The organism is Meiothermus sp., from assembly GCF_026004115.1.
Taxonomy (GTDB): Bacteria; Deinococcota; Deinococci; order Deinococcales; family Thermaceae; genus Meiothermus.
The window spans coordinates 2,917,956-2,938,402 of sequence record NZ_BPIM01000001.1; the positions used below are offsets into that span (position 1 = coordinate 2,917,956).

Below are 20,447 nucleotides of genomic sequence, written 5' to 3' on the forward strand. Positions count from 1 at the left end.
AGATGCGGCTATATCCCCTGTTGTTGGTTTGGCTGCTGATGGGCTGCTCGACCCACAGCACCCTGGCGCCTGGGTTTACCCACAGCATTCCGGGCGAGGTGGTGATGGAGGGCCTCGAGGGCACCCTTACCCTACGGGTCGGCTCTAATGTGGCCTGGCGTATTGACTCATATAGCAGTTGGCTCACCGCCAGCCCGCAGAGTGGGGTCGGGCCCAGGGTGGTAAGGCTCGAGGCTGATTTCAGCGGTGAGATTCTGAGCCAAGCAGAATATAGCGGCACCCTCAGCATTTCCGGGGATGTCGAGACGACTGTGGTGGTGCGCTTGCCGTTGGTGCGGGTAGTGGGCGCGGTAACGGATGCTAGCCTGACAACTGTTGCGAGCCTCGCCCAGACTGACTCACAGGGATTACGTTCAGACACGCTTAGCAAAGCCAGTGCGAAGCCCGTCGAAATCCTGGTCAAGTACCGCCGCGACCTGCGGAATGTGGCCTTGCCCCAGAGCAGTCGGGTGCTATCGTACGACCAGATTAGCCGTCTGACCAAGCTGCAGTCCACCAACCCCGAAGCCCTGCTGCAACGCCTGCGCCTCGACCCCAGCGTAGAGTGGGCCGAGATCAACGGCACCGTCAGCGCCCAGGGCGAGCCTACCGACCAGTTCTACCCCCAGCAGTGGTACCTGCGCAGCACCGGCGCCCGCTTTACCTATCTGCAAACCTACTCCACCCCCATCACGGTGGCCGTAGTGGACACCGGGGTGCGCTACGACCACCCCGACCTAGCCGGACGGCTCTGGCTGCCAGGCGAGGGCGCTTACGACTTTGTGGGCGACGCTGCCCCTCCCGCAGAATCCGGACAGCCTTACGATCCTTGCGGCGATGCGGCCCCGGGCACCCCTGGCGACCCCGACCCCACCGACCCCTGCGATCTGCTTTCGCGCACCGGCGGCAGCCACGGCACCCACGTGACCGGCATCGTTGTGGCGGGCAGCGGCACTTTCACGCCAGCCTGCCCCACCTGCACCAACTCCGGCATCGTCGGCATGGCCCACAACGCGCCCATCAAGGTACTGCCCCTGCGGGTGCTTGATTCAATGGGCAATGGAACTTTCGAGGACGTGGCCCTGGCCGTGCGCTACGCTGCTGGTATCCCGGTGCAGAAGGCTGGCCAGACCCTAAACAACCCAAGGCCAGCGCAGGTCATCAACCTGTCGCTCGGCTCGACGTCTTTTTCCAACCTGATGTGCGAAGCTGTTGCGGATGCTGCGGCCCGGGGTGTTCTGGTGGTGGCTGCGGCGGGCAACTTCCAGACCCGCAATCCCGGTGCAATGGTCTACCCGGCGGCCTGCCCGGGCGCCATTTCGGTAGCTGCCACCGACCAGAACAACCAGGTAGCCTTTTACAGCCAACAAAACAGTGAAGTAGACATTGCTGCCCCTGGGGGCAACACTTCGCAGACGGGCGGCGGGATTCTCTCGAGCACCTGGAACTACAGCTCCAACCTACCCAACTACACCTTTTACATGGGTACTTCCCAGGCCACCCCCCAGGTAGCTGCGGCGCTGGCCATGATGTTATCCGGGGGCCGTGCCTCCAATGGGGCCCAGGCTTGGGCCCTACTCCTATCCAACCTCACCGATTTGGGTGCTCCGGGCCGGGACGATGCCTACGGCCATGGCCTGCTTAACCTGCCGGGTGCTTTTGCCTGGACATTGCCCAGGGGTGATTTCCTGATGAGCTTTAGTGGCCCCAGCCCCCGTCAGGTGCGGGTATTGAATGGGCTGTTTGAGACCTACCTGATACCGGGTCGCTACGCCGTCACGGCCTGCCGCGACGACTCGGGCAACAACCTCTGTGACTTCGGGGAGCCGAAGCTGGAGCGCCTGTTACAGGTAGGCGGCAGAAATACACTGGATCTCGGCACCATGAGGGTGGGGCCGTAAATGAGGCCTTAACGTTATACCGGATTCTAAAAGATAATCATCCAAACCAAAGACCCCCAGAGGCTGTCTTTTTGAATCCTAGAGCGCACCCCTCCCGAACGGTCGGCGAAGAAAGCGTCTCCTTTCCAAGGGGCTTACGCCCTCCGCTACGCGGATAACTTCCAAGGGGCGGTATCGCCCTCCGCTACGCGGATAACTTCGGCCCTGTTAGTTCGCCGCCATCCGACGCCGAACTAGCCGAATCTGGTATTAGAGCCCATGATGACGAAATTTTTTATGCAGCGAGTGTGGGCCAATCCCTCGAGCTGCCCCTGGCTGGACGAGTCTATTCCCCCCCAAAATACTCTGGTAGCTGGTCGCGGGTAATCAGCACATCGCGGGGTTTGCTGCCCTGGTGCGGCCCCACAATGCCCATGGCCTCGAGGGCATCTACCAGCTTGCCCGCCCGGGCGTGGCCCACCGAAAGGCGACGCTGGAGCCGACTCACCGAGGCGTAGCCCTCCTCGATCACAATTTCAGCGGCTTTCTTCAGGAGAGGGTCGCCAAAGTCGATATCCCCGGCGTCGCCGCCTCCGCTGCCTCCTAGATTCAAGGGGCCTTCGAAGTCGGAGCCGTACTGCGCCACAAAGGCATCTTCGAAGCTCTGCTCGCGCAAAAACCCAGCAATGCGGTGAACCTCAGTTTCAGAAAGGAAAGGTCCTTGCAGGCGTACCGGCTTGGGCAGGCCGGGCTGGTGGAAGAGCATATCGCCCTGGCCCACCAGGCGCTCGGCTCCGTAGGTGTCCAGGATGGTGCGCGAGTCGAAGCCAGAAGAGACTGCGAAAGCCATACGGGCCGGGATGTTTACCTTGATCAGGCTGGTCAGGATGTCCACCGAGGGGCGCTGGGTGGCCAGAATCAGGTGCATCCCGGTAGCGCGGGCCATCTGGGCCAGGCGCAGAATGGCCTGCTCCACCTCTTTTGGCGCAGTAATCATTAGGTCGGCCAGCTCGTCAATCACGATGACCAGGTAGGGCAAGGTGGGGTCGCCGACGGCCCGCATCTTCTGGTTGAACTGCTCGAGGTTGCGCGCCCCCACCTGGCTCATCATCTTGTAACGCCGCTCCATGTGGGCCACCGCGCCCAGCAGTACCCCAGCAGCATCGGCGGGGTTGGTGACCACCGGGCGCACGAGGTGCGGGATGCCCTCGTAGGGGGTCAGCTCGACCATCTTGGGGTCAATCATCAGAAAGCGCAGCTCGGTGGGGAGATATTTGAACAGCAGACTGGTAATCAGGGTGTTCACCGCCACCGACTTGCCCGAGCCAGTGGAGCCAGCGATGAGCAGGTGGGGCATGCGGGCCAGATCCTTCACCCAGACTTCACCGTCGATGCTTTTGCCCAGCACCATGGGCAGGGTGTCCTTGCTGCGGGTAAAAGCGCTGGACTGAATGGCCTCGCTGTAGCGCACCAGTTCACGCTCGGCGTTGGGCACCTCGAGGCCAATAACGCTCTTGCCGGGAATGGGTGCCTCGATGCGCACCGACCCGGCGGCCAGGGCCAGGGCCAGGTCGTTGTGCAGGTTCTGCACCCGGCTGATTTTTTCGCCGGGGGCGGGCTCGAGCTCAAAGCGGGTAACGGTTGGGCCGCGCGACCAGCTCACCACCCGGGCTTCCACCCCGTGGTGTTGCAGGGTGTTGTTGATGAGCTCGACCTGTCGCTGGGTGATGATTTCCAGGGCCTTGGGGTCGTAGCGCGGTGCTTCGGGTTTGTCGAGCAAATCGAAGCTGGGGAGCTGCAGCGCAGTCGAGGGTTGGGCTGTGGAGCCGGGCTGGGGTGCGCTGCTCCTGGCAGGCTTGCCAGTTTTGGGTTTCTCGGGCGGCGGAACTGTTTTGTGAGCGGCCTCCACCTTGTCTGGCTCGGGAAATATAAAATCGAAGTCGAGCAACGGTTCGGTGGGCGGCTTGGCCGTTGCCACCGCAAAAGCAGGGGGCTCGGCCCGCAGGCCCTTCTCGAGCAGGGCCCGCAGCCCCGCCGGGTGGGCTTCTGCCGGAGCCGACTCCACCCACTCGGCCCAGCGCAGCCAGCCGTCTACCCGCTCCTCCAGGCCCAGCGTCAGCTCTTCCGACTCGCGCCAGCTCGCCAGGCGGTGCTGGTGCTCGTCCAGGGCGGCCAGCAAAGCCCGGGCGGTGGGGTTGCTCAGATTTTTGGCGGCAGTCTCGGCCTGGCGGGTAAGGGCCTGGGTTTTGGTCAGCAGGGTGCCGATTTCCAATACCAGCGCGGCGCGGCGCTCCTCGAGGGCCTGGGTTAGGCCGTCGCCCTGGAGGGGGGCTGCCAGGGCAGCCGCCAGACGTTCCAGGCGCGTCGGCAGGGGCCGGGGCTCGGCAGCCAGCTTTCCGGCGAGTTCCTTGGCCCTTTCACTTTGGAAATCGTCCAGCAGTCTGGCAAACTCGATAATGGCTTCGCCGTCCTGGGGGTTGCGCCGGAAGGCCTTGAGGTCCTCTTGCAGGGTATACAGAGCCTTGTGCTCGGGGTATCGCTCGGCCAGCGCCCGGGCTTCGTGCAGGAGCCGGGTGGCGGTTTGGGAAAGGGTATAGGCCCGGTACAGGCGCTGTGCGGCCAGCACCACCCGCCGGGTGCTTATGCCCAGCAGGAAACCAGGTCGCTGACGCAGGGCCAGGTCGGCTATAAAGCTAAGCACCAGCAAGGGAATCAGCAGGCCGAGGTTACCCAGGGGGCCTGTTAGCAAGGAATGGAGGGTTTGACCAAGGGCGCCACCCAGCGGTTTGGAGGCATGGGCGACCAGCGGTAAGCTGACCAGACCCCCCGACAGGGCGATGGCAGTAGCCCTGATAAAGCCCCCCAAAGGGCGATCCAGCAGCAGCCAGACGCCTAGGAACGCCAGCGTGGGCGGCACCAGCCAGGCCAGATACCCCAGGTTGCCCCAGAAAAAATTTTGCACCGCGCTGCCCAGCTGTCCGGCCAGGTTGGAGCCAAAATAGATGGCGGCAGCCAGTAGCACTGAGAGCCCCATAACGAGCAGAGAAAAAGCCTCGAGGTCGCGCTTTCGTTCTGTGGGGGACGCTTTTCTTGTTTTATCGCCTCTAGATTTGCCTCTGGCCATCGTTTACGATTCTAACATATCGGCAATTAAGCTTGACCCTGACAATAAACCAACCCAGCAAGAGTCCATAGTCTGTAGTCGATAGCCTAGTGTTAGGGTTTCGCTGAGAGTGTTGCTGCCATATCAGAGCGCTGAAGGTTGAGCATTTGTCAGAGCCGCTTCATACCAGATTCGGTTAGTTCGTCACTGAAGAGTGACGAACTAACCCGACTGAAAGGAGTGCTCTGGGATTCAAAAAGATAGCCTCTGGGGGTCTTTGGTTTGGATAATTATCTTTTAGAATCCGGTATCAATCAACCTTCGCAACAGAAAACAGGCGTGGGCTATTTACCCACGCCCAATATGGTTTGGTTTTTGACTACTTGGGCAGCGCCCGAACTACGGCGTCGGTGATCTCGAGCTCGTCGGCGGCATAGACCACCAGGCCACTGCTGGCGGCCACTTTCTTGTCCAGGACAATGGCAAAGCCTTGCTGCTGAGCCACCCGGGCAATTACCTGGTCAATCTCTTCGGTGATGGGTTTCAGGACTGCATTGCTGCGCTCGGTCCACTTGCGCCCGGCTTCTTGCAAGCTTTGTGCCAACACACGGTAATCCTGCTGCTCCTTCGCAGTGGCGTTTCCAGCCCGCAGTTTGGCTTCCAGGGGTTGAAGCTGGTCGCGGAGGGGCTTCAGCTCGCGCTCGGCCTGGGTGCGTACATCCTGTACCTTTTTGAAGTCCTTGTGCGCTTGCACCACTTTTTCGGCATCCACATAACCGATGCGGGTAGGGGTCGGGCGGTTCTGCGCGATGAGCGAACCCCCCAACAGCAGACCTGCCAGCATAACTACAAACAACCAGTTTCTGTTCATCCTTTCACTCCATAACTTGGCCATCACTTGGGCCATTACTTAGGCAAGCCCCGCAAGATGGCCTGGGTAATATCGAGCTCCTGTGCGGCGTAGACCACCAGACCGCTGCTGGCGGCGACTTCCTGATCAAGCACGATAGCAAAACCCTGTTCCCGGGCTACCCTGCTGACGAGTTTGTCGATGTCTTCTGTGATGGGACGCAGGGCTTCGTTCTGCTGGTCGGTCCACTTCTTGCCCGTTTCCTGCAGGTTTTGAGCCAGGGTACGGTAGCTTTGCTGCTCCTGGGCCGTAGCGCTTCCGGCGCGAATTTTGGCTTCCAGGGGTTGAAGCTGGTCGCGGAGGGGTTTGAGTTCAGCCTCGGCTTTAGCCTGGATCTCTTTTATCCTGGGAAACTGTGGATGGGCTTCTACCACGGCCCTGGCATTGAGGTAGCCAATTTTGGTAGCCGTGGGTTGGTTTTGTGCTACCAGCAGGCTGCTCAGCAGCAGCCCAGCCAGTATGGGCACAAATAGCGAAAAACGCTTCATACGCGCCATACTGTAAGGGCTAGCCCTTAGCATAGCGTGAGAGCCAAGCCACTGGCGATTTAGGCCGAGCTGGGCTATGGTATCGCCTGTGGGGTCTCTGACCTCAAAATCAGAGGTGTGTGTCATGAAACGTTTACCTGTCTTGATCTTTTTGTTGCTGCTTGCGTTTGCCTCGTCCGGTTTTGCCCAACGGGCCTTTCAGCTTCGCATCTCAGTGCCTGCGCCCAGCCTGGGGTTTGGCCTCGAGGCCAACCTTCAGCGTGATCTGGTGGCCCTGATTTATGGGGATGTACTGTTTACGGGCCCCCGTTTCCTGATTGGAGGTGAGGTGCTCTTCAAGCCCGACCTCGGTCAGTTCGATCGCGACCTGCGCGGTATTAAGCCCTACTTTGGCGGTGGTCTGGGCCTGGGGCTTCCCAACGCCAGTTTTGCCCTGACCCTGGATGCCGGAATCGAGTTTGCCCTCGACCGCGATACGGGGTTGTTTATTGGTGGGCAGAGCATCTTCCCCTTCAGCAGCTCACCTTCGGCCCGGCTGTTGTTTGGCGCCACCTTCCGATGAGCCCTGGTATATACCGGGTGCACTTTTTGTTAGCGTTAGACCCCCCTGCCGTGTGCGGGGGGTTTTATACCTGTCTGTGAAACTGTGCCACAAAAAATGTCGACCGTAGCCCTGCCGATCTGCATTTGTGCAAACTTCAGTGTAGCGTTCTGGTCAGGTTTCTTTGAGAAGACCCCAGCTTGTAACTGCGGGATATGAGCCCAGCACCTTTACAAACGAAGCCCGACGCAAGAGCGTCAGCAGGGCCTGAGAGGGACCAGGGTCTTCGGCGTGACCCTCGAAGTCGGCATAAAAAATAGGGGAGAAGGGGCGTTCGGGATCGCGGCGGGGACGGGACTCGAGTTTGGTCAGGTTAATGCCCTGGTCGGCAAAGGCTTGTAAAGCCGCCAGCAGTTCGCCGGGCCGGTGGCGGGTGGTAAAGACCACCGAGGTCTTGTAAGGGCCTTCCCGGCGGGGCAGATCCTCGCGCGAGAGTACAAAGAAGCGGGTGTAGTTGCCGCTGAAGTCCTGGATAGCTTCGGCCACAATACTCAGCCCATAGCGCTCGGCAGCGCGGCGGCTGGCAATGGCGGCCAGGCCGGGCTGGGGGTGCTCGGCCAGCTCGCGAGCGGCGCCGGCGGTGTCGTAGACGGGCTCGGCCTCGAGTTTGTACCGGGCGATAAAGCCATCGCACTGGGCCAGGCCCTGCGGATGGCTCTTGACCTTGCGGATGTCCTCCAGGCGGGTTCCGGGCGGGGCCAGCAAGCAGTGTTCGACCTTCAACACCAGCTCACCCACCACATGCAGGTCGGTTTCCAGGAGCAGGTCGTAGGTCTGGTTGATGATGCCGGCGGTGGTGTTTTCCACCGGAACCACCCCTAGATCTACCTCGTTGTTGGTCACCGCAGAAAAAACCTGATGAAAGGTGGGCAGCCCAATGGTTTGTGCGCCTGGGAAAGCTCGTAATGAGGCTTCCTCACTGTAGGCTCCCTCAGTTCCCTGGAAGGCAATTCGCATCACGCGGCCCAGTATAAGTTCTTCTAGTTTTCTCAGGTAGTCCAGCAAAAAATCCAGACCCGCCCAGCTTCGATACGGCATAATGGTAAAGCGTGTTGAGACTGGAACCCATTACTGACCCAGCGGCCTGGAATCAAATGGTTGCTTCATTGCCCATCACCAGCGCCTTGCAGTCGTGGGGCTGGGGTGAGGTTAAGAAGCTCTCCGGCTGGCAGCCGGAGCGCGTTGCGGCCTACGAGAACGGCGAGCTAATCGCAGCCGCACAGCTTTTCCGCCGCAAATTTGTGGGCCCAATCTCGATGCTCTATGCCTCCAGGGGCCCCGCACTACGCGATATACGGGATTTGCCCAGGGTGGTAGAGGCGCTCAAACAACAGGCTGGAGGTGCGGTCTATCTGAAGCTCGAGCCCGAGACCGGCCAACCTGCGCAGCAACCGGCTCCCGAATTTGTCCAAATGCAAATAGAGGAGACCATCCAGCCCGAGTACACCATCTGGCTCGACCTGACGCTGGGGCGCGACGGACTTCTGGCCAATATGGAAAATATGCACCGCCGCAATACCAGGCTGGCTGAAAAGCGTGTGGTGACGACCATAGAAGGTATGGAAGCCTTCGAGGAGTTCTGGCGGCTTTTTGAAGAAACTAATCGACGGGCCAGGCTATTGCAGCACGCCAAAGCCTATTACCAAACCGTACTCGAGCAGATGAATCAACCGCTGGGGCAGGCCTTTATCTCGGTTGCACGCCTGGACGGCAAGGCGCTGGCGGCAGGTCTATTTGTGGCTTTTGCCGGCAAAATAGACTACCTCTACGGCGGTAGCAGCCGCGAGAACTCCAATGCCAAAGCGCCCAACGGCATGCACTGGGGGGCCATTAACTGGGGTATCGAAAATGGCTACCGCATCTACGACCTGTGGGGCGTGCCCCGTCAAACCCAGGGCAGCCATGCGGCTGGGATTGATGCCTTCAAGGAAGGCTTTGGTGGCCAGCGGGTGCGCTTCCCGGCTTACGACGTCAGCCTCTCACCGCTTTACGGTGTAATCAAAAAAGCCCTGCGGCTTCGCAAGAACTGGGTCAACTACCGCACCCGCGGCACCACACGGGACGTCTTGTAAGCTGCTTAAAAATCGAATGATCTGGATTTGTCTTCCTGAACATCAGCGTTTTCGAAGTGGCGCGCTCGAGCTTCTGCTCCGGCTGGCCGAGCGGCTAAAGGACGACCTGCGGGTCTGGGAAGCCTTGCTGGCGCGCCTGCCCGAGCAAGACCCCCGCTACCCCGCGGCCCGATCCTGGGTCAAGAGGCTCAGCGCCCGGTACCGCTAGGCCCGCCTGAGCGCACCACCCCTGGGGGCAGGCAGTCGGGGCGGGTGCAGGCGTAGCCCAATTCCTTCCAACCCAAGGCCAGCACGAGCAGCAACAACAAAAACCACCTCACCCTGCGCATACCCTCACCCTAGCAAGGGTAAGGTAACCAAAACCGTCAAAAGGTAACCAATATGAGAGAGAAGGTAACCAAAATGAGTTAAGAAGGTAACCATTCTGAGAGGGGGTTTGGTTACCTGGGGGGTGCTAGGGTGGAAGTGCCCTAGGGACTTCAAGCGCAAGGGGGTGAAATCGTATAGTGCACAATAAATTATGACAAAGAGCATGGTGGCAAACGAGATACGACAGAGAGGTTTGGTGCATATGGAAACCGTAAAGGATCTCGAGGCTAAAATGGCGGTTGCGACTGACCCGGCGAAACGGGAGGCAGACGAGCTTTTAGTCGAGCGCCTGAAATTCGACCATGAGTTTGTTACACGCTTGCTTCTGAATGCTGATGTCAAGGGGCTTATCGCCGAGGCAGGCTTTGAGCCTTCGCCCAAGATGCTCGGCTATGTCGAAACGGCCATTAAGAAGATCCGCACCTACATCACCGATCAGGTTCACGGCCTGGAAACTAAGAAGGAACAAATCCATTCCACAGTAGCCGTAATTAACAGCGGCAACAGTGCTGTTGACTGGTGAAAAAAAGTGATGGTGTTTATGTAGTCCAAGAATAGGGCTCACCAACAGTCCATTCTTGGACTACATATTGGCTCCTTGGGAGCCAACGTCCGATGAACAAAGAGGTGGTCATGGACGAAGTGCTCTACTACCCCGAACTTGTGCGCCTAGATGCTACCTGGCGCTGCAACCTTCGCTGCAAGCACTGCCAAACTGGTATGTTCCGTGAGCCGGGAAGTCACTACAGCGACCTTTCAACTGAGGAACTAGAGGAATTATTCAAGCAACTAAGTCGACTGGGTACCAAACAGGTCGGATTCCTTGGCGGGGAACCCCTGCTTCGGCATGACCTGGTGAGCTTGGCGAGAACCCTTCACAGCTTAGGTATACGTCCTTCCATCACCTCTAACGGATGGTTGATCAATGATCGTATAGCGTACGTGCTAACGCAGGAGGTACCTGTAGACATAGCTGTGAGCCTGGACGGCCCTGACCACTCAAGGCACGATAACATTCGTGGTAAAGGAAGCTTTGAGAGAGCCGTCAAAGCGCTTCAACGATTGGTTAAGTACCGTGGGAGATCGCGTACGGTCTTAATCGGCATCAGTGCAGTTATCCATCGATATTGTCAAAGTAACGTCACCGGATATCTCGATCTAGCTAACGAACTCGGCGTGGACTACATGGTGATGGCTATTGTGCATCCAGTGGGTACTGCTAAGCAATACTGGGATGAGCTGAGTATCGACCAGGGACAGATTCTCCCTCTGACCCGCACTATTTTGAAGTACTTCCAGTCAGGCGAATTCAGCTTTTCACTGCGTCTTAACTTTCTTACCCCCGCTATGCGTGATGTGCTGAGCGGTGAAGGCTGGTCCTTGGGAGGTATTGCACCTTACTACGACCGCGCCGGCTTATATGAATGCTATGTTCAGTGTGACGGTCGGGTTTTCCCTTCACAGAAAATATCCGAGATGGTTCCAGAAGCACTAGCCTCTGCTGCTCATCTTGGCCTCGACTTTTCGGATAACTCGATTCGCAAAAAGTCTATGCAGGCTATCTGGTTCGGTCCTTCCTTTGAGGCTTACCGTCGACTGGTTCTAAGCAAGGTGCATATTGCCAACTATCAGTCCTGCCAGCGTTGTCCATTCTCGCAAAGTAGCTGTTTCCCCACAGCCGTGCCGTTTTTAGAAGGCGCCCCTCATGCGCAAGATTTTTGCGCATACCTCTATAACTCAGGTCTCGGTCCGTTTCGCTCAAAGGTTGCATGAACGGTGATCCTCGCTACCAGATAGCCTACTCATCAGGTATGGCTTTCCTCAACCCGCATGACCCGGATCTGTGGTTGCTGAGGCTGGCCAAAAGATTGCACCACGGAGCTACCGTGCTAGAGATTGGATGTGGTGAAGGGTTCGAGGCATCTGCGCTGGCTCTGCTGGGGCTGGAAGTTATCGCTATCGACGCGAGTCCCTGGGCAATCCGTCGTGCGCAAGAAGCTCACGGCAACAGCAGAGTGCGTTTCCAGGTCGGACTCTGGCCTGATGACCGATCAACCCTCGGTAAATCTTTTGACCTTGTAGTGGACATCGGCTGTCTACATACAGTCGAAGTCTCCCTAGAACGTGAGCGATACCTTAAGGCTGTCGGTGATGCACTCACACCTAAAGGCCAGTTCTACTTCCGCATCGGTACCGATGAACTTACTGCGAACGCGAACTCTGTTCGACGCCGCCCTCCCTCGCTGCCCGTATGGTGGGAACTGCCAACTGGAGAGACCTTTGTGCTGCCAGCGCCCGCTAGGGGCTGGCGTCCGTCCCAGCATGAGTTGGAGGCGGTCTTTGCGGATGCGGGTCTAAGGATTTTGAATTTTTCGCTTGTCCGGGGGATCACGTACCCCTGGGAATATGCCGGTATTGCGGTTAGAGAGCCTTTTAGCGAATCGGGGGTCTAACTTGAGAGCAAATCCCATCCGTGCCTGGTTAAACCGACACTACCCTGCGCTGGAGCATCCCCTGTACGTCCGGCTGCTCTGGGCCACCGCTTTCTCGAGCCTGGGCAGTCAGTTCACGGTACTGGCCCTGAGTGTGGCGGTTTTCACCGCCACCGGGTCGGTGGCCTCGCTGGCTGGCGTATGGGCGGTGCGGGTAGCCTCGAGGCTCCTGATCCAGCCTTTCACCGGCGCCCTGGCCGACCGCTGGGATCGGCGCCAAACCCTGGTGGGGGGCTACCTGCTGAGCGCGCTGCTCTCGGCCAGCCTGATCCTGGTGCTCATCGAGCCCCTGCTGGTCTATCCCCTGGTCTTCCTGATCCAGAGCGTGGAAGGCCTGGTGAGCCCCACCATGGCTGCCGTGGTACCCTCCTTGGTTCCCAAAGAGACCCTGGTCTCGGCCAACGCCCTTAGGGTGGTTCTAACCAAGGTTACCGCCTCGCTGGGCCCAGCCCTGGCCGGCCTGCTGTACGGCCTGGTGGGCCCGGTCTGGCTGTTCATCTTCGACGCCCTCACCTTTGCCGGTGTGGCCTACGCTGTGCTCGGCCTACCGTCGGCCCTGGTTACAGTTCCCAGCCGACGCGGCGCCTCCGTTTGGGCCGAAGCGGCCGAGGGGGTACGTTTTGCTGTGACCCGCCGAACAGTAGTCATAATTTTGGCGCTCTCCATGCTCACCTCCTTGTTCTGGCGGGTGGTGGAGATCGTGATGGTGCCCATCTCACTGGAGGTGGCCCAGATTGGGGCCGCGGGCCTGGGGCTCTTGTATACCAGCCTCACCCTGGGGGGCGTGGTCGGGGTGGCCACTCTGGGGGCCCTGAAGAAGGGCATACCCGGCCTTGCCTGGGTCGTCTTGCTCAACACCCTGCTGGCTGTACCCATGCTGCTGGGAGCGACCTTCCCCACGTTTCCGATGCTTCTGGCGGTTTTCTTTTTGAGCGGTATCCTGTTTGACATATCCGGCGTGGCCACCCAGTCGTTGTTGCAGGCGGTAGTGTCCAAGCATTTTCTGGGGCGGGTTTTCAGCCTGGTGAATGTGAGCCTGGCCCTGGGCGTGCTGCCGGTACTGGCGCTGGTAGATCCGCTGGTTCGTTGGCTGGGCTCTGCTGGGGCCTTGCAAATCACTTCGCTCGCTGTTTGCAGCCTGGGGGTTGTGCTGTACATTGCTGCAAAGGTTCGTGACGGTTCGGCAGAGAAAATGGAGGAGCCTGCATGATGATCACGACCCGCCAGAAGTGTGTGCAGCTGCGGCCCGTGGATCTCAGCGATGCCACTGCAATCCAGAGGTGGTACGCCGAGCCGCAGGTGGTGGAGTATGCCATCATACAGCCATTCCTGGGCTATTCCCTCAGTGAGGTACAGGATCTGATTAAGAAGTGGCTTGGTCGCGATGACCGCAAGCTATACGTGGTGCAAGCCTTGAAGCAAAATTGTGATGCAGGCCTGGTATTTCTAGAACATATTGACTGGAAAAACCGGGCTGCGAAAATTGCCTTGCTCATAGGCGAGCCCGAGCTGCGGGGGCTTGGCTTAGGCCAGGCCGCGCTTCGCTGCGTGGTTCAACTGGGTTGCCACGACTGGGGGCTCCATCGCTTGGGAGCTAACTGCCTAGCCACTAACCAAGCCATGATCCGTTGTCTCGAGCAGGTGGGTTTTGTTCAAGAGGGTGTGATGCGAGAGGCGGTATTCCGCCATGGGCGGTACCAGGATCTGCGAATATACAGCTACCTTCATCAATGAGCCTCACAGAAACTGGTGCCTTGTATGGTTCATCCGGCAGCATGGGGCATCACAGCACCAATGTTCCATACAGAGGTCTAGCGTTAGCAAAGTCGGGACAGGCTCTTCATACCAGATTCGGTTAGTTCGGCGCCGTATGGCGGCGAACTAACCCGACCGAAGTTATCCGCGTAGCGGAGGGCGATACCGCCCCTTGGAAGGGAGTGCTCTAGGATTCAAAAAGATAGCCTCTGGGGGTCTTTGGTTTGGATGATTATCTTTTTGAATCCGGTATCAGACCCTAATCACAAATCTTCCATACGGAGCTAGCGCCTCATCCACACTCATCAGCCTCAGCCCCTCGACGGTGGCCTGGGCCAGCAGGATGCGGTCGAAGGGGTCGCGGTGATGCCACGGCAGGCTTTGTACGGCCAGAGCGTGCAGCGGCGTAATGGGCAGGTGGGTGAACCCCTGCGCCTCCACCACCTCCAGGAAACCCTCCGGCATCCGCAACTTGCCCAGCGCAGCCTTCACCGCCAGCTCCCAAGTGGTTGCGGCACTCACAAAGACCTCGTCGGTCCGCTCAATCAACCGGCGGGCCTTGCGAGAGAGCCTTTGATCATCGGAAAGCCACCACAGCACGATGTGGCTATCGAGCAACAGGTTCAACCGGACCTTCCTCCACCCTCCGGGCAATCTCGGCGTTAGGTTCATCAAAGTCTGGGGCAATCCAGATCTTCCCCTTCCAGACCCCCGGCACCCGCCTGGGCTTGGGAGGGGCCTCGGGAGGTACCAGCATGGCCACCACCCGGCCATACCGCCCGATAAGTACCACCTCCCCCCGCTCGACCCGCTCCACCAACCGGGAGAGCTGGGCCTTGGCCTCGGCGATGTTGACCAGCTTTTTGTTCCAATCAGCAGCCTTGGGCATTGCGAACCCCTCTCTTGCTACGCAATGATAGAAGATATGACCATTATTGGTCAACAAATGTGGATACCGAAGCCCCAAATGACCGTAGACATTGCTCGGCCCTAGCCCTGATAACGAGTGGACTTACCATGCACCCACTTCCAGGCTGCTCCACTGCTCATCCCATACTTCCGGGCCAGGCTGCGAATGTAAGCCCAGACCTTCCTGTATTCCGCCATCAGCGCCTCCCGTACCGCCACCTTTCCTACCGGCCCCGGTTTTTGTCGAGGAAGAAAGTAGGTCATGTTACTTTGAAGACCCCGATTGCCCTGCACACGCCTGTGCGTGTGGAAGCCAGGTATGCTGGGCTAAGATGGAACAAAGCTACTTCTCACGTGATATTCAAACTAGCCCAACGGCCTTTAGCCCTCTGTTCACGCTTCTTAGCAACCTTGCTTCTACCCTCTAGCCGTGGTTCGACCTGCACTCATCGCTCTGGTTGTGATTGGTACGCTCTCGCTATTTTTGGTGAGCCGCCCGGTTCCAACACCCCCTACCCCCAACCGTGGGGTGAAACTCGAGAACGTCCGCCTGACCCTTTACCCCGAACAAGACCCCAAGGCCCGCTGGGAGTTCGCTGCCGCCCAGGTCGAGCAAGACCCCGGCTCCCGCGAGGCCAAGGTGACCGGGTTGCAGTCAGGGCAGCGTTTTGTGGAAAACCGTCTGGATATGCGGCTTTCTGCCCCAGAAGTGACCATCGACCGGGCCGACAACCTAAGGCTGCCCTACGCCCGGGTGGAAATTCTGAAGGGCTGCTATACGGTCAACCTGGGCAAACCAGGCGAAGTGCCGGTCACGATTGACCAGCGCGAGGGGTTCCGTGCGCCCAGCGTCTTCATCACCGCGCCCAGCCTGGAAGTGCAGGGTAAGGACTTCAAAAGCGATTTTGGTATCGAAAACCCCAGTTGGCGCGACCCCATCGAGAAGTTCATCTCCGGTGGGGAACAACCGCCCTGCCCTATCGAAGGGGGTAGCTCATGAAACGTCTGGCATCACTTCTTTTTCTCCTAACTTTGGCTGTACTGGCCCAGAGTAAAGAACAGCGCATCATAACCATCGAGGCTCCTGGTGGGCAGCGCTCGGGCAACCTGCGCAACGGCCCCTGGGTCTACGAGGCGGGCAAGCCCGGAGGGGTGATAGGGAAGGTAAAAGACCTGGAAATCAACGCTACCCGCGCTACGTTAGAGGCGCCCCAGGGCAAAACCATGCAAGAGGCAGAGGGGGAGCGGGTGGCCTCCTTTGAGGGGAGTGTGGTGGTCAAGCGTGACCGCATGACGGCCAGCGGGCCCAAGCTGATCTACCGCGAATCCAACGGGCGCGGTACCCTGGACGGCAACGCCCGCATGCGCCAGGAACCCAGGGACAAAAACAGCGACCCGGTGGAAGTCACCGCCCCCCGCATGACCTTCGAGGTGGACACCAATATCTCCACCAGCGAGGGCGGTGTGGTCCTCAAGAACGGCCGCCAGGAGGGGCGCTCGGAAGGAGTGTATTACGAGGAAGACCGCGGGCTGGCCGTCTTCAGCGACGCCAAGGAGGTGGTGCTGCTGCGCAAGCGCGAAGGCAAGGGCGACCTGGTGATTCGGGCTAAGGAAATCCGCAGCCTGACCGACGAAAAACGCTTGCTGGCCACCGGCGGGGTTACCCTGGTCGATGGCGACATCACAACCACCGGGGCCAGCCTGGTCTACAACGACAACACCGGCGAGGCCACCATTGTGGCGGGTCGGGTGGGCAACCAGAACGTGCCGGCCCGCAGCGTGAATGCCAAGGAAAAAGCCACCCTATCGGGCAACTCGCTCTTGCACAACGTCAACCGCTCCCAAGTGCGCGTGTTGGCCCAGGCACCCAGACTGCCGGTGAACGACTTTCGCAAGCTAAGCGAGCAATAATAAGAGTCATGCGCTGGCCCTGGCTGCTATCAGGACTGTTGCTGTTGGTAGCCCTGGCCCAGCAAGACCCCGAGCCCACCTTTCAAACCACCGCCGAAATTGAACGGCGCGGCAAGAAGATTGTGGTGGTTAAAACCGGGCCCGACAACCCTCCGGCCATCATCGAGCTGCGCGACCTGTATGGGGGGGTTATTGCTGCGCTGGATGTTGAAAAGAAGAGCCTGCGGGTGGGCGAGCAGGAGTTCACGACCGATAAGCTAACCCGCTTCTGGCACGAAGGTAAAGCGGTACAGTTTGGCGACCTGAAGGTTGGGCAACAGGTGCGCCTCGAGGCCGCCGAGCAAAACGACGGAAGCCTCAAGGCCTTCGACATTCAGATTGGGGGCAAGCGCGAGGGCCCTGCGCTGAGCCGCTCGCTTTTCGCCGATCCCCCGCCTTTTCGGGTGCAAATTACCTTTGGCGAAGACGCCCGGGCTTTTGGGGCCATTGCCCGTGTGGAACAAGTCCGCGAGGTCAACGACTACGTCTTCATGACCGGGGGCACCGCCCGGTACATCGAAGAAGAGGATCGCCTCGAGCTCGAGCTTAAACCCGGCCCCAGGGCGGTAGAGGTTCAGCAGGGCAAGAGCAAGGCCTGGGGCAGCCGCCTCGAGTACGACAACGAGAGCGGCGACGCGCGGGTGGCGGGGCCCATCGAACTCGAGCGCACCGGAGAAAAGCCCCTGCAAGGTAGTGCCGAACGCATGGTGTACAACGTAGATGACGAGATTCTTCGTTTATTCGGCGGGGTCAAGCTGGTGCAGGATGGCCGCACCTCTACCGCCGAAAGCGCGGTGGTGCGCGAGAAAGACAAGGTAGCCTATCTGTTCGGCAGCAAGGAAAAACCCGTGCGAAGCCAGAACAAAGACGGCTTTGTAGAGGGAACCCGGGTGCTTTATAACCTGGATACCAGCGATGTGGTGGTGCTGGAAGGGGTCAAGGGGGAGTTTCAAGACCCCTAGTCCACCTGGCCAGGAAACCTCGCCCCTACCAGCCCCTTTTCTGCATAACCGAGAGGCCCCCTGAGGCTGCCCGTAGCAGGCCCGACCGCGCCCGCCCTCAAGGGCTGTACTTGCGCAGGAAAGCGTCCGCACCGCCCAGATGGGTCTGGCTGGGCAGGGCGCCCTCGACCCGCACCGCCACCAGGACGTTCCCCTGGCCGTCCACCGCCAGGGCAGAGGCTTCGTCGCCGCTGCTGGTACTAAACTGCCTTGTCCAGGGCAGCGTTGCCGGAGGAAGGGCCACCCGCAGGGTGAGCGCGGTGGTCTGCACCTAGCCGCTGCTTTCGGCCTGGAGGGTGAGGTTGTAGGTGCCCGGGGCCACCCCGGCATCTACCCCCAGTGCCAGCCCCTGGGTGATGGGGCTGCTGCCGCCCACCTGCAGGCGGGTAACGGCGAAGCCCACCCCCGCCGGGGCGCCCACCAGCCGGAGGGTTACCGTGCCGGTAAACCCCCCTGGGGCAGAAGGGTCAGGGTGAAGGCGGTGTCGCCGCCCGGCGGAAGGGTCAGGGTGCTGCGGCTCAGGCGGATGCTGAAGCCCGGGCCCTGGGCCTGGGCAACTCCCAGCAGGAGCAGAATAGCAATCCATTTCATCTTGCTTGACATGGTATCTCAACCCCCGTCTAGCGCACCAGCCCCATACGGCACCTCCACCCCGCGCGGCCCTGTCGGGACAGACCTCGGTCCAAACGGGCTCAAGGCAGCGCGCAACCCACACCACAGCCCGGACTTGCCCTACACTGGTAGACGTGCGAAACCTGGTGCAGGTTCTGGTAGCAGTGGGGTTCATCGGCGCGCTGGCCTTTTTCTTTCTCTTTTACCCCACCCAGACTGTAGAAGTGCTGATCTGGACTTCGGGCGAGAAGCAAAACGTGCTCAAGCCAGCCCTGGAGGAATTCAACAAGCAGGGTAAAACCGTGTTGATTGGTTCTCGCCGCTACACCGTGCAGGCCAAAAGCGTCACGGTCAACTCTGGTGAGATGTACACCCACCTGGTTCGGCGGCTCAACCAGGGGGTGGCCTTCCCGGAGCGCACCGGGGGCGATCCCACGGTGGTCTCGCCCTCGACCTCGGACTGGCTGGCCCAGGTCAATCTGGACGCCCGCCGCGAGGTCTTCAACTTCGCCGAGATGCCCGCCATTGTGCGCACCCCGGTGGTGATTTTTACCTTCCGCGAGATGGCGGAGTGCCTGGGCTGGCCGGGCAAACCCATCGGCTGGTCTGATATCATCGCACTTAAGGAAAATTTACAGGGCTGGGCCACCTGCCCTGCGGCAAAAGCCGAGTGGGGACGCAAGCCCAGGGTAGCCTTTACCGACCCGGCGGTAAGCTCTACGGCCCGTTCAACCTTGCAACTTTTGTACCAGGCTGCTGCCGGAAAGTCGGGTTCAAACCTTACCCTGGAGGACGTGCGCTCGGCCAAGACCCAAAACTATGTGCGGCGCTTCCAGGCCACGGTAGACCATTACTACCCCGAAACCCTCAAGCTCCAGACCAAGATCTTCCAGGGGCCGCGCTTTGTACATTTTGCCCCGCTGGAGGAGTACAACCTGCCCTGGCTTTATCAGGGGCGGGTAAACGCCGAGAGTGTGCCGGGCGGCCAGGTGGTACAGCGGCCCATCACCGAAGCTGGCTACGAAGTAGTGGCGCTCTACCCCAAAGAGGGTACGGTCTGGCACGACAATCCTTTTGCCGTTCCAAACACTGAATGGGTCACGCCACAACAGCGGGCTGCGGCCCAGGTGGTCAAGGAGTATCTCCTGAGCGAGCCGGTGCAGAAGCAGTTCGTGGCCTGGGGGTTCCGCCCGGGTTCGAACCTGCCTTTTGCCGATGTGCTGGGCCCTGCTCTGGGCATCAACCCCAACGAGCCTAAAAAGCTGCTGGGAAGGTTGAATCCCGAGGTGGCCAGGGCCATTCAGAACAGCTGGGAGGATGTAAAGAAGCCTGGCGTGGCCGTCCTGGTGCTGGATACCTCAGGCTCGATGTCGGGTGAGCGCATTCAACAGGCCAAGGAAGGCGCCAAGCGTTTTCTGGATCGAGCGGCGCCCAGTACCCATGTGGGGCTGGTTACTTTTGCCAGCAGCGTGCAGGTGCGGGTTCCTATTGGTCCTTTGAACAAGACCCGGTTTGCCATTGTGGAGGCCATAGATTCCCTCACGGCCAGGGGCAACACGGCCATGTACGAAGCCATCAAGCGGGGCTTGGAACTGGCCGATAGCTACGAAGGGGTCTCGAGGGAGGCCATCCGGGGGGTGGTGCTGCTTTCCGATGGCATTGCCAATACCGGTTCTGTGGGCATTTCCGGCCTGCTTAAGCTAACCGACCTGCAGGAGCGAGAGGTTCGGCTCGAGTTTCCCGAGAGTGCCCAACTGCGGAATATCGTAGCCTCGGGTCTGGCCTTTACCCCTCAGAACACCGTGCACGTTTTTAGCGTCGGCATTGGCGAAGCCGACTGGGAAGCTTTGCGTCTGGTGGCCGAAGGAACGGGCGGGGTGGTGGTACGCGGCGACCAAAGCGACCTGGGGCCGGTGCTCGAGCGTTTTTCCAAGTATTTCTAGGGGTGATTTGGGTCAAAGCGAGCTTGAGCAACACAGTCGCGCAGCCTTCGTTCATGGTGTCCTGCATGAATATAGAAAAATTTGTTCCAGGCGAAATTTTTTCAGTTAATGCCCGAGCAGAAAACCAGCGGAGGACGTTTAGATCACCATAAGTTGTGTAAATGTTGTGTAAGTCGATGTTTATTTGTCACAACTGGCCGCCAATGCCCTATGGTAGATTTGACTAAGCTGCATTTGCGTCACTGAACGGGGTGGCCAGTTCGCAATGCGCTCTCAAGAAAGTCGAGGAGCGTCCGTGTTTTTTTGTTTAGCTGAAGCCCTAA

Annotated in this window: 24 protein-coding genes; 13 read left to right on the top strand and 11 right to left on the bottom strand. The window is 59.6% G+C overall.

The annotated features are described in order from the left end of the window. Positions 1-2: 2 nt before the first annotated feature. Complete coding sequence (locus Q0X23_RS14120) at positions 3-1,940, top strand: S8 family serine peptidase (protein WP_297860871.1); 1,938 nt, start codon at positions 3-5, stop codon at positions 1,938-1,940. A 325-nt stretch (positions 1,941-2,265) separates the two neighbouring features. Here Q0X23_RS14120 and Q0X23_RS14125 read toward each other — a convergent pair whose 3' ends face one another. From Q0X23_RS14125 to Q0X23_RS14135, 3 genes are all read right to left on the bottom strand, one after another. Next, positions 2,266-5,043: a DNA translocase FtsK gene (locus tag Q0X23_RS14125; protein WP_297860872.1), complete on the bottom strand. Its 2,778-nt coding sequence runs from the start codon at positions 5,041-5,043 to the stop codon at positions 2,266-2,268. Between the two features lie 358 nt (positions 5,044-5,401). Further along, the gene (locus Q0X23_RS14130) at positions 5,402-5,893 is read right to left on the bottom strand and encodes an OmpH family outer membrane protein (RefSeq protein ID WP_297860873.1); all 492 of its coding nucleotides are present in this window, start codon (positions 5,891-5,893) and stop codon (positions 5,402-5,404) included. Between the two features lie 35 nt (positions 5,894-5,928). After that, complete coding sequence (locus Q0X23_RS14135) at positions 5,929-6,420, bottom strand: OmpH family outer membrane protein (protein WP_297860874.1); 492 nt, start codon at positions 6,418-6,420, stop codon at positions 5,929-5,931. A 124-nt stretch (positions 6,421-6,544) separates the two neighbouring features. Between Q0X23_RS14135 and Q0X23_RS14140 the strand changes: the two genes are divergently transcribed. Next, positions 6,545-6,982, top strand: coding sequence for a hypothetical protein (locus tag Q0X23_RS14140; protein ID WP_297860875.1), 438 nt, complete (start codon positions 6,545-6,547; stop codon positions 6,980-6,982). A 153-nt stretch (positions 6,983-7,135) separates the two neighbouring features. Here the strand turns inward: Q0X23_RS14140 and pheA are convergent, their stop codons facing one another. Then, the gene (gene pheA, locus Q0X23_RS14145) at positions 7,136-7,978 is read right to left on the bottom strand and encodes a prephenate dehydratase (protein ID WP_119339424.1); all 843 of its coding nucleotides are present in this window, start codon (positions 7,976-7,978) and stop codon (positions 7,136-7,138) included. A 92-nt stretch (positions 7,979-8,070) separates the two neighbouring features. Here pheA and Q0X23_RS14150 point away from each other — a divergent pair, with 92 nt between their 5' ends. Together Q0X23_RS14150 and Q0X23_RS14155 are read left to right on the top strand one after the other, a co-directional pair. Continuing rightward, positions 8,071-9,093 (top strand): lipid II:glycine glycyltransferase FemX, encoded by a 1,023-nt coding sequence (locus tag Q0X23_RS14150; RefSeq protein WP_374707461.1) that lies wholly within the window; start codon positions 8,071-8,073, stop codon positions 9,091-9,093. Positions 9,094-9,109: 16 nt separating this feature from the next. Next, positions 9,110-9,301, top strand: coding sequence for a hypothetical protein (locus Q0X23_RS14155; protein ID WP_297861251.1), 192 nt, complete (start codon positions 9,110-9,112; stop codon positions 9,299-9,301). On the opposite strand, the gene Q0X23_RS14160 is transcribed toward Q0X23_RS14155, so the two are convergent. Further along, positions 9,282-9,422 (bottom strand): hypothetical protein, encoded by a 141-nt coding sequence (locus Q0X23_RS14160; protein ID WP_297860876.1) that lies wholly within the window; start codon positions 9,420-9,422, stop codon positions 9,282-9,284. The two genes, Q0X23_RS14155 and Q0X23_RS14160, sit on opposite strands and share 20 nt — an antisense overlap. Before the next feature lie 191 nt (positions 9,423-9,613). Between Q0X23_RS14160 and Q0X23_RS14165 the strand changes: the two genes are divergently transcribed. The 5 genes from Q0X23_RS14165 to Q0X23_RS14185 all read left to right on the top strand — a co-directional run bounded on the left by Q0X23_RS14165 (position 9,614) and on the right by Q0X23_RS14185 (position 13,688). Next, positions 9,614-9,985: a hypothetical protein gene (locus tag Q0X23_RS14165; RefSeq protein WP_297860877.1), complete on the top strand. Its 372-nt coding sequence runs from the start codon at positions 9,614-9,616 to the stop codon at positions 9,983-9,985. A 110-nt stretch (positions 9,986-10,095) separates the two neighbouring features. After that, a complete protein-coding gene (locus tag Q0X23_RS14170; protein ID WP_297860878.1) occupies positions 10,096-11,235 on the top strand; it encodes a radical SAM protein in 1,140 nt (379 codons plus the stop codon). 38 nt (positions 11,236-11,273) lie between these two features. Continuing rightward, a complete protein-coding gene (locus Q0X23_RS14175) occupies positions 11,274-11,915 on the top strand; it encodes a bifunctional 2-polyprenyl-6-hydroxyphenol methylase/3-demethylubiquinol 3-O-methyltransferase UbiG (RefSeq protein ID WP_297860879.1) in 642 nt (213 codons plus the stop codon). A 1-nt stretch (position 11,916) separates the two neighbouring features. After that, a complete protein-coding gene (locus Q0X23_RS14180; RefSeq protein WP_297860880.1) occupies positions 11,917-13,164 on the top strand; it encodes an MFS transporter in 1,248 nt (415 codons plus the stop codon). Then, on the top strand, positions 13,161-13,688 hold the full coding sequence (locus tag Q0X23_RS14185) for a GNAT family N-acetyltransferase (RefSeq protein ID WP_297860881.1): 528 nt from the start codon (positions 13,161-13,163) through the stop codon (positions 13,686-13,688). Before Q0X23_RS14180 ends, Q0X23_RS14185 begins: the two co-directional genes overlap by 4 nt. A gap of 273 nt (positions 13,689-13,961) precedes the next feature. On the opposite strand, the gene Q0X23_RS14190 is transcribed toward Q0X23_RS14185, so the two are convergent. From Q0X23_RS14190 to Q0X23_RS14200, 3 genes are all read right to left on the bottom strand, one after another. After that, a complete protein-coding gene (locus Q0X23_RS14190) occupies positions 13,962-14,336 on the bottom strand; it encodes a type II toxin-antitoxin system VapC family toxin (RefSeq protein ID WP_297860882.1) in 375 nt (124 codons plus the stop codon). Then, positions 14,317-14,598 (bottom strand): type II toxin-antitoxin system Phd/YefM family antitoxin, encoded by a 282-nt coding sequence (locus Q0X23_RS14195; RefSeq protein WP_297860883.1) that lies wholly within the window; start codon positions 14,596-14,598, stop codon positions 14,317-14,319. The genes Q0X23_RS14190 and Q0X23_RS14195 overlap by 20 nt, the downstream gene beginning before the upstream one ends. 101 nt (positions 14,599-14,699) lie before the next feature. Further along, entirely contained in the window at positions 14,700-14,882 is a 183-nt protein-coding gene (locus tag Q0X23_RS14200; protein WP_297860884.1) for a hypothetical protein, read from the bottom strand. Between the two features lie 166 nt (positions 14,883-15,048). Between Q0X23_RS14200 and Q0X23_RS14205 the strand changes: the two genes are divergently transcribed. The 3 genes from Q0X23_RS14205 to Q0X23_RS14215 are packed head-to-tail and all read left to right on the top strand — an operon-like array spanning position 15,049 to position 17,530. After that, positions 15,049-15,618 carry a hypothetical protein gene (locus Q0X23_RS14205; RefSeq protein ID WP_297860885.1) on the top strand — a complete coding sequence of 190 codons (570 nt, stop codon included), beginning with the start codon at positions 15,049-15,051 and terminating at the stop codon, positions 15,616-15,618. Next, a complete protein-coding gene (locus Q0X23_RS14210) occupies positions 15,615-16,529 on the top strand; it encodes an LptA/OstA family protein (RefSeq protein ID WP_297860886.1) in 915 nt (304 codons plus the stop codon). Before Q0X23_RS14205 ends, Q0X23_RS14210 begins: the two co-directional genes overlap by 4 nt. 8 nt (positions 16,530-16,537) lie before the next feature. After that, positions 16,538-17,530, top strand: coding sequence for a DUF5666 domain-containing protein (locus Q0X23_RS14215; RefSeq protein ID WP_297860887.1), 993 nt, complete (start codon positions 16,538-16,540; stop codon positions 17,528-17,530). A 97-nt stretch (positions 17,531-17,627) separates the two neighbouring features. On the opposite strand, the gene Q0X23_RS14220 is transcribed toward Q0X23_RS14215, so the two are convergent. Genes Q0X23_RS14220 through Q0X23_RS14230 form a run of 3 tightly spaced genes read right to left on the bottom strand, consistent with a single transcriptional unit; the run spans position 17,628 to position 18,160 of the window. Next, complete coding sequence (locus Q0X23_RS14220) at positions 17,628-17,840, bottom strand: SBBP repeat-containing protein (RefSeq protein WP_297860888.1); 213 nt, start codon at positions 17,838-17,840, stop codon at positions 17,628-17,630. Continuing rightward, on the bottom strand, positions 17,841-17,990 hold the full coding sequence (locus tag Q0X23_RS14225; RefSeq protein WP_297860889.1) for a hypothetical protein: 150 nt from the start codon (positions 17,988-17,990) through the stop codon (positions 17,841-17,843). An 11-nt stretch (positions 17,991-18,001) separates the two neighbouring features. Then, positions 18,002-18,160, bottom strand: coding sequence for a hypothetical protein (locus tag Q0X23_RS14230; RefSeq protein WP_297860890.1), 159 nt, complete (start codon positions 18,158-18,160; stop codon positions 18,002-18,004). Between the two features lie 155 nt (positions 18,161-18,315). Here Q0X23_RS14230 and Q0X23_RS14235 point away from each other — a divergent pair, with 155 nt between their 5' ends. Then, positions 18,316-20,124, top strand: coding sequence for a VWA domain-containing protein (locus tag Q0X23_RS14235; RefSeq protein ID WP_297860891.1), 1,809 nt, complete (start codon positions 18,316-18,318; stop codon positions 20,122-20,124). Positions 20,125-20,447: the final 323 nt, after the last annotated feature.

Coding starts and splice junctions, on each gene's coding strand:
- Q0X23_RS14135 (WP_297860874.1), bottom strand. CDS start 6,420: ATGAAGCGTTTTTCGCTATTTGTGCCCATACTGGCTGGGCTGCTGCTG.
- Q0X23_RS14200 (WP_297860884.1), bottom strand. CDS start 14,882: ATGACCTACTTTCTTCCTCGACAAAAACCGGGGCCGGTAGGAAAGGTG.
- Q0X23_RS14175 (WP_297860879.1), top strand. CDS start 11,274: ATGGCTTTCCTCAACCCGCATGACCCGGATCTGTGGTTGCTGAGGCTG.
- pheA (WP_119339424.1), bottom strand. CDS start 7,978: ATGCGAATTGCCTTCCAGGGAACTGAGGGAGCCTACAGTGAGGAAGCC.
- Q0X23_RS14210 (WP_297860886.1), top strand. CDS start 15,615: ATGAAACGTCTGGCATCACTTCTTTTTCTCCTAACTTTGGCTGTACTG.
- Q0X23_RS14230 (WP_297860890.1), bottom strand. CDS start 18,160: ATGAAATGGATTGCTATTCTGCTCCTGCTGGGAGTTGCCCAGGCCCAG.
- Q0X23_RS14185 (WP_297860881.1), top strand. CDS start 13,161: ATGATGATCACGACCCGCCAGAAGTGTGTGCAGCTGCGGCCCGTGGAT.
- Q0X23_RS14215 (WP_297860887.1), top strand. CDS start 16,538: ATGCGCTGGCCCTGGCTGCTATCAGGACTGTTGCTGTTGGTAGCCCTG.
- Q0X23_RS14195 (WP_297860883.1), bottom strand. CDS start 14,598: ATGCCCAAGGCTGCTGATTGGAACAAAAAGCTGGTCAACATCGCCGAG.
- Q0X23_RS14140 (WP_297860875.1), top strand. CDS start 6,545: ATGAAACGTTTACCTGTCTTGATCTTTTTGTTGCTGCTTGCGTTTGCC.
- Q0X23_RS14170 (WP_297860878.1), top strand. CDS start 10,096: ATGGACGAAGTGCTCTACTACCCCGAACTTGTGCGCCTAGATGCTACC.
- Q0X23_RS14125 (WP_297860872.1), bottom strand. CDS start 5,043: ATGGCCAGAGGCAAATCTAGAGGCGATAAAACAAGAAAAGCGTCCCCC.
- Q0X23_RS14120 (WP_297860871.1), top strand. CDS start 3: ATGCGGCTATATCCCCTGTTGTTGGTTTGGCTGCTGATGGGCTGCTCG.
- Q0X23_RS14165 (WP_297860877.1), top strand. CDS start 9,614: ATGACAAAGAGCATGGTGGCAAACGAGATACGACAGAGAGGTTTGGTG.
- Q0X23_RS14155 (WP_297861251.1), top strand. CDS start 9,110: ATGATCTGGATTTGTCTTCCTGAACATCAGCGTTTTCGAAGTGGCGCG.
- Q0X23_RS14160 (WP_297860876.1), bottom strand. CDS start 9,422: ATGCGCAGGGTGAGGTGGTTTTTGTTGTTGCTGCTCGTGCTGGCCTTG.
- Q0X23_RS14130 (WP_297860873.1), bottom strand. CDS start 5,893: ATGAACAGAAACTGGTTGTTTGTAGTTATGCTGGCAGGTCTGCTGTTG.